The organism is Sphingomonas sp. 66-10 (assembly GCF_001897045.1).
GTDB lineage: Bacteria > Pseudomonadota > Alphaproteobacteria > Sphingomonadales > Sphingomonadaceae > Sphingomonas > Sphingomonas lycopersici.
In genome coordinates this window covers 7,893-20,668 of sequence record NZ_MKRR01000017.1, presented here as the reverse complement: position 1 = coordinate 20,668, position 12,776 = coordinate 7,893, and the positions used below count along the sequence as shown (strand labels likewise).

Annotated in this window: 8 protein-coding genes; 3 read left to right on the top strand and 5 right to left on the bottom strand. The window is 69.1% G+C overall.

Features of this window, described 5'->3' with window-relative positions; translation table 11 throughout:
• A partial coding sequence (locus tag BGN95_RS01980) for a sugar O-acetyltransferase (RefSeq protein ID WP_286771462.1) occupies positions 1-477 on the top strand: 477 nt, incomplete at its 5' end.
• Between the two features lie 253 nt (positions 478-730).
• On the top strand, positions 731-2,983 hold the full coding sequence (locus tag BGN95_RS01975; protein WP_286771461.1) for a transferrin receptor-like dimerization domain-containing protein: 2,253 nt from the start codon (positions 731-733) through the stop codon (positions 2,981-2,983).
• A 48-nt stretch (positions 2,984-3,031) separates the two neighbouring features.
• Here BGN95_RS01975 and BGN95_RS01970 read toward each other — a convergent pair whose 3' ends face one another.
• From BGN95_RS01970 to BGN95_RS01950, 5 genes are all read right to left on the bottom strand, one after another.
• Positions 3,032-3,403 carry a copper-binding protein gene (locus BGN95_RS01970; protein WP_286771460.1) on the bottom strand — a complete coding sequence of 124 codons (372 nt, stop codon included), beginning with the start codon at positions 3,401-3,403 and terminating at the stop codon, positions 3,032-3,034.
• Positions 3,400-6,540, bottom strand: coding sequence for an efflux RND transporter permease subunit (locus BGN95_RS01965; protein ID WP_286771459.1), 3,141 nt, complete (start codon positions 6,538-6,540; stop codon positions 3,400-3,402). Before BGN95_RS01965 ends, BGN95_RS01970 begins: the two co-directional genes overlap by 4 nt.
• Positions 6,537-7,994 carry an efflux RND transporter periplasmic adaptor subunit gene (locus BGN95_RS01960; RefSeq protein WP_286771458.1) on the bottom strand — a complete coding sequence of 486 codons (1,458 nt, stop codon included), beginning with the start codon at positions 7,992-7,994 and terminating at the stop codon, positions 6,537-6,539. Before BGN95_RS01960 ends, BGN95_RS01965 begins: the two co-directional genes overlap by 4 nt.
• Positions 7,991-9,232 (bottom strand): TolC family protein, encoded by a 1,242-nt coding sequence (locus BGN95_RS01955; protein WP_286771457.1) that lies wholly within the window; start codon positions 9,230-9,232, stop codon positions 7,991-7,993. Before BGN95_RS01955 ends, BGN95_RS01960 begins: the two co-directional genes overlap by 4 nt.
• Positions 9,233-9,320: 88 nt before the next feature.
• Entirely contained in the window at positions 9,321-9,680 is a 360-nt protein-coding gene (locus BGN95_RS01950; RefSeq protein WP_286771456.1) for a hypothetical protein, read from the bottom strand.
• A 560-nt stretch (positions 9,681-10,240) separates the two neighbouring features.
• On the opposite strand from BGN95_RS01950, the gene BGN95_RS01945 reads away from it, so the two are divergent.
• A partial coding sequence (locus BGN95_RS01945; protein WP_286771455.1) for a CHAT domain-containing protein occupies positions 10,241-12,776 on the top strand: 2,536 nt, incomplete at its 3' end.

The window sequence follows — 12,776 nt, the reverse complement described above, 5'->3', positions numbered from 1 at the left end:
ATCACGGCGCGCCTCAACCGGCTGACCTTTAACGACGCCGCGGCGGTTCGCGCGCTGTTCAGCGAGCTGATCGGCCGGCAGGTCGACGAAGGCTTCTTGCTCATCCCGCCCTTCTACACCTCGGGCGGCAATGAGATCCGGGTCGGCCGCAATGTCTTCATCAACCAGAATTGCACTTTCTACGATCTCGGCGGGCTCGACATTGCGGACGAGGTGATGATTGCGCCGAACGTCAGCATCATCACCTCGGGGCACCCGCTCGATCCGCGCGAGCGTCGATCGGTGACGATCGGCAAGCCGATTTCGATCGGGAAGGGGGCGTGGATCGCGACCGGCGCGACCATCCTCGGCGGGGTGACGATCGGCGACAATTCGGTTGTCGCTGCCGGCGCGGTGGTGACCAAGGACGTGCCGGCCGACGTGGTGGTCGCTGGTAACCCCGCGACAATCATCCGCCCGATCGTGAGCGGTGCATAAGCAGGCTTCAACGTCGAGCGACGCCGCTGCCGGCGACAAAGCGAAAGGGGCGACCGGTTGTGCCGGCCGCCCCCAAGGGAGAATTGACGATTCAATGAGCCTGTCGCCGCAACGGCGCAACCAACTTTCCGTACAATTCGTGGATTTGGCGCTTGCCGCCTGCCGCTCGCCGCGCACCCGATCGCGGCTTGCGTTGGCGCGATGAACCGTTTCATGTTGCGCGCAACCGAAACGAGCGAACGGGGAGCGGGGAATGCGCATTGCGGCAGGGATTCTAGCGGGCGTCGCCTTTACGGCACTGGCGACGGCGGGCGTCGCGCAAAACGCGCCGGCCGATCGCAAGGCGATCGAAGCCGCCTTCGATCGGCATATCAGTTCCGCCGACCAGCTCGCCTGGCTTAAGGACATGTCGTCCGAGCCCAACCATGTCGGGTCGCCGCACGACAAGGCCAATGCCGAAGCGACGCTCGCCAAGTTCAAACAATGGGGCTGGGACGCGCATATCGAGACGTTCCACGTCCTCTATCCCACCCCGATCTCAACCAAGGTAGAGATGGTCGCGCCGGAGAAGATCGTGCTCGGCGGGCAGGAGCCGCCGATCCCCGGCGACGACACGTCGTCCAGGACGGCCGATGCGCTGCCGCCCTATGTCGCCTTCCAGGGCGACGGCGATGTCACCGCCGACCTCGTCTATGTCAATTACGGGATGCCCGAGGATTATCAGGCGCTCGCGCGGCGCGGGATCGACGTGAAGGGCAAGATCGTCATCGCGCGCTACGGCGTCGGCTGGCGCGGGCTGAAGCCCAAATTGGCGCAGGATCACGGCGCAATCGGCTGCATTATCTATTCCGATCCGGCGGACGACGGCTATGCGCAGAGCGACGCCTATCCGGTCGGCGGCGCGCGCCCCGCGGGGAGCGTCCAGCGCGGCTCGGTTGCGGATATGCCGCTTTATCCCGGCGATCCCTTGACCCCCGGTATCGGCGCGACGCCCGAGGCCAAGCGGCTGACGCGCGAGGAAGCCCCGACGATCCTCAAGATCCCCGTGCTGCCGATATCTTATGGCGATGCGCAGAAACTGCTCGTCCGGCTCGGCGGACCCGTCGCACCGCCGCGGTGGCGCGGCGCGCTGCCGCTGACCTATCATATGGGGGGCAACGGCGGGGTTTCGGTCCATCTCGCGGTCAAGTCGAACTGGAAGCTGACCCCGGTCTATGACGTGATCGCGATGCTGAAAGGCGCGCGCTACCCGGATCAATGGGTGATCCGCGGCAACCACCACGACGGCTGGGTGTTCGGTGCGTCCGATCCGCTGTCGGGCAATGTCGCCATGCTGTCGGAGGCGAAGGCACTGGGCGAATTGTATCGCACCGGTTGGCGCCCGGCGCGGACGATCGTCTATACCAGCTGGGACGCGGAGGAGCCGATGCTGCTCGGCTCGACCGAATGGGCCGAGCAACATGCCGACGAGCTCAAGCAGAAGGGCGTCATCTATATCAACACCGACGGCAACGGCCGCGGGACGCTCCAGGTGCAGGGCAGCCACCCCTATCAGCGGCTGGTCAATGCCGTCGCCGCCGACGTGACCGATCCCGAGACCGGGGCGACGGTGGCGGCGCGCGCCCGCGCGGACGTGCTGGCAGGGGCGTTCGATCATGCCACCGACCATCCCGATCCAACCGCGTTGGCGGCGGCGGAGAAGGAGGCCGACCTTCCGCTCGGCGCGCTCGGATCGGGATCGGACTATTCCGCCTATATCCAGCATCTCGGCCTGCCGGCGCTCAATATCGGTTTCGGCGGCGAGGATGAATCGGGCGGCGTCTATCATTCGATCTACGACAGCTTCCACCATATGACGACGTTCGACGATCCCGGGCTCAAATATGGCGCCGCGTTGTCGAAGGTCGTCGGGCGGCTCGTGCTGCGGGTCGCCGACGCCGATCTGCCGGTGCAGCGCTATGGCGATTTCGCCGATACGGTCGGGGTCTATCTCGGCGAGGTGAAGAAGCTCGCCGCCGACCGCCGCACCGAGGACGAGAAGCGCGACAGGCTGATCCGCGACGGCGCGTTCCGCCTCGCCAGCGATCCGCTCAAGCCGGTCGGCGCCCCGGCACCCGAGGCGATGACCCCGCAATTCGATTTCGCCGCGCTGGACGGCGCGGTCGATACGCTCAAACATGCCGCGGCGGCGTTCGACACCGCGCTCGCCGCGCGCGGCGCGTCGCTGTCGCAGGCGCAGCGCGACCGGCTCGATCTCCAGCTTCGCGACATCGACCAGCTGTTGCTCGACGAGCGCGGGCTGCCGGGGCGGCCGTGGTACAAGCATCTGATCTACGCCCCCGGCCGGTTCACCGGCTATGGCGCCAAGACATTGCCCGGGGTGCGCGAGGCGATCGAGGAGCGGCGGTTCGACGACGCCAGGGATTATGTCGGGCGCACCGCCAAGGTGTTGCGCGCCTATGCCGCGCGGCTCGATCAGGCGCGTGCGACGGTGGAGGGGAAATAGACGCGGCGGCGCCCGCCGGGGCATTGTCGGCGGGCACCGACCGGCTCATCATTGCCTGTCGATCGCGGTGACCTCGCCCGAACCGCCTTCGAGCTTCAGCGCGAACGTCACCTTGTCGCCGGTCTTGACCTTGTCGAGCAGCGCGGGCTGGGCCTTGAACGCCATCGTCATCGCGGGCCAGCCGGCCTCGGCGATCGGGCCGTGGTCGAGCGTGATCGTGCCCGCGGTCTTGTCGATCGCGGTGACCGTGCCGATGCCGCCGGCGGTTTTCGCGGCCTCGGCGGGCATTGCCATATTCCCCATCGCCGCCGGCATTTCGGGGCGATTGGCGACGGCGGATGCGGCGTGCTCATCTTGTTGGCCGCAGGCGGCGAGCAGGGCGGATACGGCGAGCAAAGCGCCGGCGTTGATCGGTTTCACGATATATCTCCTTGGTTGAGTGAACGGCAACGCCGCCGCATCAGCAGATAGGCGGCGGGAATGACGAACATCGACAGGAGCGGCGCGGTGAGCATCCCGCCGATCATCGGCGCGGCGATGCGGCTCATCACTTCGGATCCGGCACCGGCGCCGATCAGGATCGGCAGCAGCCCGGCGATGATCACCGCCACCGTCATCGCCTTGGGCCGGACGCGCAACAGCGCGCCTTCGCGGACCGCCTCCTCCACCTGATCCGGTGTCGGCCGGTCGCCGCGCTCGGCGAGTGCGTGTTTGAGATAGATCAGCATCACCACGCCGAACTCGGCCGCGACCCCGGCGAGCGCGATGAAGCCGACCGCGGTCGCGACCGATTGGTGATAGTCGAACAGGTAGAGCAGCCAGAACCCGCCGGTCAGCGCGAACGGCAGCGTCCCCATGATCAGCGCGGCTTCGTCGAGCCGCCGGAAGATCAGGAACAGCAGCAGGAAGATGATCGCCAGCGTCGCCGGCACGACGATCTTGAGCCGCTCGACCGCGCGCTGGAGATATTCGAACTGCCCCGCATAAGCGATGCTGACCCCCGGCGAGAGGCGGACATCCGCGGCGACCGCGCGGCGCAGATCGCCGACCACCGACGCGAGATCGCGACCGCGCGCGTCGACATAGACCCAGGTCGAGGGGCGTCCGTTCTCGGTCTTGAGCATCGGCGGGCCATCGGCGACCCGCACGCGCGCGACGCTGCCGAGCGTGATCTGCTGCCCCGAAGGCGTGAGGATCGGCAGCGCGGCGAGCGCGGCGGGCGTGTCGCGCAGTTCGCGTGGATAGCGGACGCTGATCGGGTAGCGCGCGAGCCCCTCGACCGTCTGGCCGATATTCTCGCCGCCGACCGCGCCGGAGACGATCGCCTGCACGTCGGCGATATTGAGCCCGTAACGCGCGGCAGCGGCGCGATCGATGTCGACATCGACATAGCGCCCCCCGGTCAGCCGCTCGGCCAGCGCCGAGGCGACCCCCGGCACGCGCTTCGCGACGGTTTCGACCGCGCGCGCGATACGATCGATCTCGGCCAGATCGGCGCCCGAGACCTTGACCCCGATCGGGCTCTTGATCCCGGTCGCGAGCATATCGATCCGGTTGCGGATCGGCGGCACCCAGATGTTGGCGAGCCCCGGCACCTTGACCGCGCGATCGAGCGCTTCGATCAGTCCGTCGGGCGTCATCCCGGGGCGCCATTGATCGCGCGGTTTGAAGCGGATCGTCGTCTCGAACATTTCGAGCGGCGCGGGATCGGTCGCGCTGTCGGCGCGTCCGGCCTTGCCGAACACGCTCTGCACCTCGGGCACCGATTTGATCATCCGGTCGGTCTGCTGGAGCAATTCGGACGCCTTGGCCGCCGATAGCCCGGGCAGCGCCGAGGGCATGTAGAGCAGATCGCCCTCGTTCATCGGCGGCAGGAACTCGCCGCCGAGCCGCGTTGCGGGCCAGGCGGTCGTCGCGAAGACCAGCGCGGCGATGACCAGCGTGGCCTTGGGGCGCCGCAGCGCCCAGTCGATCGCGGGGCGATAGCCGGCGGTGAGCAGGCGGTTGATCGGGTTGGTGTGTTCGGCGGGGATGCGGCCACGGATCAGCCAGCCCATCAGCACCGGCACCAGCGTCACCGACAGGATCGCCGCGGCGGCCATCGTATAGGTCTTGGTGAAGGCGAGCGGGGCGAACAGCCGCCCCTCCTGCGCTTGCAGCGTGAACACCGGGACGAACGACAAGGTGACGATGAGCAGGCTGAGGAACAGCGCCGGGCCGACTTCGGCCGCGGCGGCGGTGATCAGCCGCCAACGTTGGGGATTGTCCAGCGCCGTGTCGGGATGCGCCGCCGCCCAGGCCTCGAGCTTCTTGTGCGCATTCTCGATCATCACGATCGCCGCGTCGACCATCGCCCCGATCGCGATCGCGATCCCGCCCAGCGACATGATATTGGCGTTGACGTCCTGCAGGCGCATCACGACGAACGCCGCGAGCACGCCGAGCGGCAATGTCACGATCGCCACCAGCGCCGATCGCACGTGCCAGAGGAACACGGCGCAGACGAGCCCGACGACGACGAACTCCTCGACGAGCTTGTGGGTGAGATTGTCGATCGCGGCATCGATCAGTTGCGAGCGATCGTAAGTGGGGACGATCGCGACCCCCGCGGGGAGGCTCTTCCTCAGCGCCGCCAATTTGGCTTTGACCGCCGCGATCGTGCCGCGCGCGTCGGCGCGCTGACGCAGGATCACGACCCCGCCCGCGACCTCGCCGTCGCCGTCGAGCTCGGCGATCCCGCGGCGCATTTCGGGGCCGGTCTGGATCGTCGCGACGTCGCCGAGCGTGACCGGCACGCCGCCCGCGCCGACGCGGAGCGGGATTGCGCGGAAATCGTCGAGCGATGTGAGATAGCCCGAGGCGCGGACCATATAATCGGCCTCGGCCAGTTCGAGCACCGAGCCTCCAGCCTCCTGATTGGCCTGCCGGATCGCCGCGACCGCCTGGGTGTGCGTCACCCCGAAGGCGGCGAGCTTCACCGGATCGAGCAGGACCTGATATTGTTTGACCATCCCCCCGATGCTCGCGACCTCGGCGATGCCGGGCAGGCTTTTCAGCTCGTAGCGCAGGAACCAATCCTGCAACGAGCGGAGCTGCGACAGATCGTGCGCGCCGCTGCGATCGACCAGCGCATATTCATAGACCCAGCCGACCCCGGTCGCATCGGGGCCGATCGCGCTTTTTGCGGTCTCCGGCAGCCGGCCCTGCACCTGATTAAGATATTCGAGCACGCGGCTGCGCGCCCAGTAAAGGTCTGTGCCTTCGGCGAAGATCACATAGACGAAGGAGTAGCCGAAGAAACTGTAGCCGCGCACCGTCTTCGCGCCCGGCACCGACAGCATCGTGGTGGCGAGCGGATAGGTGACCTGGTTCTCGACGATCTGCGGCGCCTGGCCGGGCCAGGTGGTGCCGATGATCACCTGCGTGTCCGACAGATCGGGCAACGCGTCGAGCGGGGTCGCGCGGACCGCCAGCAGCCCGACAACGAGCAGCGCCAGCGCGCCAAGCACGACGAACAGCCGGTTGCGCACCGAGCCCTGGATGACGCGCGCGATCATCGGCCCGCCTCGCGCGCAATCGTCCGGATCGTCGGGCCTTCGCGCGCCTGATCGAAGCCGAACCGTACCCGATCGCCGACCTTGAAGTCGCGCGCCAGCGCCGGGGTGCCGACGCGGAAGGTCATCGTCATCGCCGGCCAGTTTAGCGCCGGGACCGGCTGGTGGCTCAGCGTGATCGCCTCGGTCGTGATCCGGTCGATGCGCCCGACGGTTTCATAGGCGCCGGCGGGTTGCGCCGCAGCGATCGGTCGTGCCGGAATCGCCGCAAGGCTCGCCTCGGAATCGATCAGGAACTGGCCCGACGCGACGACCTTCTCACCCGCGGCGAGACCCGCGAGGATTGCGCTGCGGCCGCCGCTTTCGGCGCCGACGCGCACCTCAGCGGGCTGGTAGCGCCCGCCGGGAAGCGCGAGCATCACCAGATTGCGCCGGCCGGTCCGGATCACCGCCTCGGTCGGGACGAGCAGCGCGTCGCGCGCGTTCCCGCCGAAATCGACGCGCGCGAACATCCCGGGCCGGAGCCGCCCGCCGCGGTTCGGCAATTCGATCCGCACCGTGAGCGTTCGCGTGTCGGGCTGCACATTGGGCAGGATCGCCGCGACGCGGCCGGCGAACCGCTCGCCCGGAAAAGCCGTCAGCGTCGCGCCGGCGCTTTGCCCCGGCCGCAACTGCGTGGCCAGCGCCTCGGGCACCGCGGCATTGAGCCATACGGTGGCGATGCCGTTGATTTCGGCCAAGGTCTGGCCGGCGGCCAACGTCATCCCCGCGCGAACGCCGAGCGTCTTGATCATGCCGCCGGTCGGGGTCGAAACGGTGAGCGTGTCGCGCGGGCGACCGCTGGCCTCGACCGCCGCGACCGTCGCCGGGGGCATGCCGAGCAGCACGAGCCGCTGGCGCGCGGCGCGCGCGAGCGCCGCGTCGCCGGTGCGGCGCACTGCGAGATATTCCCGCTGCGCGCCGCCCCATTCGGGGACGAGCAGATCGGCGAGCGGCGCGCCGGCACCGATCACGTCGCCCGGCGCGCGCGCATAGACACGCGTGACGAAACCGCCGCTGCGCGCCTGCACCACCGCGACGTCGCGCTCGTTGAAATCGATCGTCCCGGCGGCGGTGAGTGCGCCGTCGAGCGTGCCGCGCTCGGCGGCGACGATCCGCGCGCCGAGCCGCTGGAGGCGCGCCGGGTCGATCGCCGCGCCGGCCGTGCCGGGCGCCTCGTCGGCATATTTCGGAACCAGCGCCATATCCATGAACGGCGATTTGCCGGGCTTGTCGAAATGCTGCGACGGCACCATCGGATCGTACCAATAGAGGATTTTGCGGCCATTTTCGGCGGCGGCGGGCGGCGCCCCGCGCTGCGCAAAAGAGGCGATGCCGTAACCGGCGGCGCCGGCAACCAGCGCAAGGATCGCGGCGGCGATGCCGAGGCGCGCGCGCATAGAGAGATGAGCGGTCATCGATCGTCGCTCCCATAAGTGAGGACAAGCCGTGCGGCGTCGCGCGCCACGATCGCCGCGCGATCGAGCGTATCGAGCGACGCCTGCGCCAGCGCGGTCTGCGCGGCGATCAGCTCGGTCAGCGACGCGCGACCCGCGGCATAGCTGGCGGTCTCGAGATCGGCGCGCTGGCGGGCGAGCGGCAACAATGTCCGCTCGGCGCGCATCCATTGCTCGTGATGCATGACATGATCGGCAAGCCCGGCTTCGAGATCGGCGAAAAGGGCGCGGCGCATATCCTCCTGCTCGGCGAGCGCGGTCCCCTTTTCGGCGACCGCCGCGGCGATCATCGGGTCCTGACGCCGCTTGGCGAACAGCGGCAGGCTCGCGGTGACCCCGGCCGAGATCATATCGCCGTACCGCTCGGCGCGCCGGCCATAGCCGATATCGAAGCTCCAGTCGGGGCGTTTCTCGGCGCGCGCCGCGACGATATCCGCCTCGGCCCGCCCGGTCCGCGCGATCGTTGCGGCAAGGTCGGGGTGGCGGTCGACCGCCGCGCGCAACGCCGCCGGGTCGATCGCGAATGCCGGCACCGCGCCTTCGGGCTCGGGCGCGGGATCGCCGGTCCAGCGCGCCAGCGCCGCCCGCGCGCGCGCCGTTTCGGCGGCGATTTCGCTGCGCTTGTCTTCCAGCGCCGCGATCGCCTGGCGGATGTCGAGCGCCTGCGCCGGGCGGACACTGCCCGCGGCGACGCCCGATGCGGCTGCCGCGGCGACGCGGGTCAATCGCGCCAGCACATCGTCGATCGCCGCGCCGCGTTGGCCGGCGAAGGCGAGGTCGATCCAGGCGACCGCGGTGGCGATCCGCACGCGGCGGTCTTCCACCGCCGCCTGCGCCTCGCCGATCGCGACGTCCGCCGCCGCGCGTCCGCGCGCGGCGCGGCGCTTGGCAAGATTGGGCACGTCCTGCGTGACGCCGAGCCGGGTCATCGTCATCGGCTCGCCGTCGAAGGTGAAGGCGGGCGGGCCGGAGACCGGGAAATTCTCGATGCGCAGGCCGAGTTTGGGATCGGGCAATTGCCCCGCGGCGACCGCCGCCGAGCGGCGCGCGTCGATAGCCAGCCCGCGCGCGCGCAACGACGGCGCATTGCGCGCCGCTTGTGCCAGCGCCGCATCGAAGGTCAGCGATCCGGCGGATACCGCGCCGGGCAGTGCCGCCAGCGCCGCGCTCAGCGCGGCAGCGGCCTTGAACAATGACATGGGAGGAATCCTCAGCTCGATCGGTCGATGGCCGCGGGTCCGCGCGCCCGACAGCAAACGGGCGTTGTGGACGCGGTGCGGCCGGCGATCAGCCGAGGGGTGAGGGCGGGGGCGTTTCGGGCGGGCGGTCGGTGCCCGCGAGCTCGCGCGCGGCGACGCCGAACAATTGGGATGCCGTGACGGTCGCCGGCGCGAACGGCGCGTCGGGCGCCGGCATCAGCGGCACCGCGCAGGCGGTCGCGGCGATACAATCGAGCGTCAGGCCCTGGCACGGCTTCTTGTCGGGCGTGGCGGGGTGCGCGCCCATCAGCGCCATGCAATCGGCGTCCATCGTCTGCGCCGGCGCGGTCATCGCCATCGGCACGACCGCGGCGGATGCCGCGGTCTGCTCGCCGAGCAGTCCGATCACCGCGCCGAAGAGCAGCAGCAGGGCGAGCATCCGCGTCATGGCCGTTACATTAGGCGAGATGAGGAGCGGCGGCAATCGAGGCCGATCTGGCGGTGGGAAGGCGATGGATGAGTCCCGAAAGCCCGGCATGACGGGAAGGATTTCGGGACTCGTCCGTTGAGTTCTCACCACTAGCAGCGAGCGCGGCGCCGACCGATGCTTATCGTCGTCCCGCTCATCGACAATTCTTGCTTAATGCCGGGTAAAAGTCCGCGCGGCCGCGCCTTCCGGCCGCCACGACAGACATGATCCGCGCATTTGCGCCGGCGAGCGGGCCGAATATTAGGATTTCAATTGCAACCTAAAGGAAACGCTCGACAATTGCCGTTGTGCGACGACGAAAAGCGCCGTATGGAGCATCCCGATAAGTTCGATAACTGGTCGCGTAGTCAGTAAACTTCTTTTCGGGAAGGGCGATTTCGCCAGGCGACGACCGGTTCTGATAACATTCGCGCAATTCTTAACCGTTCGTTTCCCTTGGCGGCATAGCGGAGCAGCAGCAACGCATCATCACGATCGCGATCGACGAGCGTGATCGGGTGCGAAAAAGGGGACGGGGGATGAGCGGCTTGCGCGGTTTATGCGCCACATTCGCGATGCTCGGGCTGGTCGCGCCGGGCGTCTGCGGGGTGGGTTTCGCACAATCGGGAAACAAGCGCGCGCTGCTCGAAGACAGTTTTCGCATCGGCGACGACGGCGGCGCGCTGTGCCAGGCGCAAAACAGCAGCGCCGATCCCGCCGCGCGCACGATGTTCGATCGCGCGTGGATGCTGGTGTGCCGCGACGCCGCCCGGCCGATCGGGCAGGTCTATATGCTGCGATCGAGCGGCGGCGACGACGCGGCGGTGCTGCTCGATCGGCTGGCCGCCTCGCGCAAGGCGACGGTCACTTGCGATGCGGCGCGCGATGCCGCGCTTCCCGGCCTCGGCGCGGTTTCGGTGCGCAACTGCACCGCGAGCGGCAGCGGCTATCGCATCGTCAGCGCGCGGCGCAACGGGCGGCTCTATGTCGCGCAGGGGCAGGCGATCTATGCGAGCGCGCTCGATCTCGCGCTGCGCACGGTGATCGCGGGCCGGCCGGTCCCGGGCAAGATCGATATCGTGACGACGGGGGCGGGGAGCAGCGCCGCCTTCGCGCGGCTGCAGGCGACGACGCTCGATGCGCAATCCGCGCTGGCGGAAGGCTATCGCCGCAACGCCGCGGGCAATTATGCCGAGGCGGCGGAATTCTTCGACAGCCTCTTCGATCGCTTCGCGCAATCGCCCGAGGCGGCGGGGCTGACCCCGGTGGAGCGCGCCAATCGCGCGCACGAATATCTTATCAACCGCGCGTTGCAGCTTTCCAATCTGGGGTTGCGCGATCAGGCCGATGCCGCCTTCGCCCGCGCGCATGCGATCGTCACCGCCGATGCGGTGCAGCTTCGCCTGCGCCGCAATTTCGAGGCGATGCATCATATCAACGGACAGGATCTGGCGGGCGCGCTGGCGATCCTCGATCGGCCCTTGTCGGACGGCGCGGCGCTGGCCGAGGCGGATGCCGGATCGGTCGCGCTGACCCCCGAGGCGGCGGCGGAGATGAACAGCGGGGTGCCCGAGATGAAGGCGCTCGGGGTGCGGCAGGATACCAAGCTCACCCCGCGCGAACGCGCCGCGATCATCGATGCGCAGGCCGGGCAATTGCGCGGGACGATCCTGCGGCTCGAAGGCAAGCCGGCCGAGGCGCGCGCGGCGCTGACGCGCGCGCAGGCCGATGCGGTGGCGATCCGCGACGGGCGCGTCACCTCGATCACGCGGCTGCGCGCGCAATTGCTCGGCGAGATCGCGCTGACGTGGGAGGCGCAGAAGGATTACGGCCAGGCCGAGGCATTGCTGCGGCAGGCGCTGGCGCTGCTCGCGGCGCAATATCCCGAAACCGCCGCGGTGAACGGCGCGCGGGCGCGGCTCGGCGCGTTCCTCGTGCGGCGCGGGCGGACCGACGATGCGCTGGCGACCTATGGCGCGATCTTCGCCTCGACCGCCGCCAACCACGCCGCGCTCACCGGGATGGCGAACCAGCTCCAGCCCTATTTCTCGCTGCTCGCGCGGGAGATTCCGCAGCGGCCGGCGCTGGTCGGCGATCTGTTCACCGCGTCGCAGATGCTCGTCCGGCCGGGGGCGGCGGATACGCTGGAGCTGCTGGCGCGCGAACTCTCGGCGGGCGACGACGAGGCGGCGCGGCTGTTCCGCCAATCGGTTTCCCTGTCGCGTGATATCGAGCGGCAACGCATCGTGCTGGCGCAATTGATCCAGGACGCGCAGCAGGATGCATCGCTGCGCCCGCGCATCGCGCAGCAGCAGGCCGATGTCGATGCGCTCGCCGCGTCGCAGACCGCGACGCTCGCCGCGCTCGAACCCTATCCGCAATTCCGCGCGGTGAGCCCGCGGATCGTCTCGCTCGCCGAGATGCAGGCGACGCTCAAGCCCGGCGAGGGCTATTTCAAGCTCGCCCAGCTTGGCGACGCTTTCTATGCGATCTGGATCGATGACGCGGGCGCGACGGGCTATCAGCTCGCCGCGAGTGCGGGCGATGTCGCCGCCAAGGTCGCGGCGCTGCGCGAGACGATCTCGACCGAGGTCAACAACGCCCAGACCACTTATGCGCTCGACGTGCCGACCGCGCGCACGCTCTATACCGATCTGTTCGCGCCGATCGCGCCGCGGCTGGCGAAGGTGCGCCACCTGATCTTCGAGCCCGACGGCGCGATGCTGCAATTGCCGGTGACCTTGCTGGTCGCCGATCAGGCGGGGGTCGATACCTATGAGCGCCGCGTCGCGCAGGGGGCCGACGAATTCGATTTCCGCGGCATCGCCTGGCTCGGGCGCGATCATGCGGTGAGCACCGCGCTCTCGGCGCGCGCCTTCCGCGATGCGCGCGCGGCGGCGCCCTCGACCGCGCAGCATCGCTATATCGGCTTCGGCGACAATGCCCCGGTCGGCGGGATGATCAAGGCGGCGCTGACCCGCGGGACGGTGACGGGCGGCGCGAGCGCCGATTGCAGCTGGCCGGCGGCGCAGTGGAACAGCCCGATCCCGGCGACCGAATTGCATGAAGCCGCGC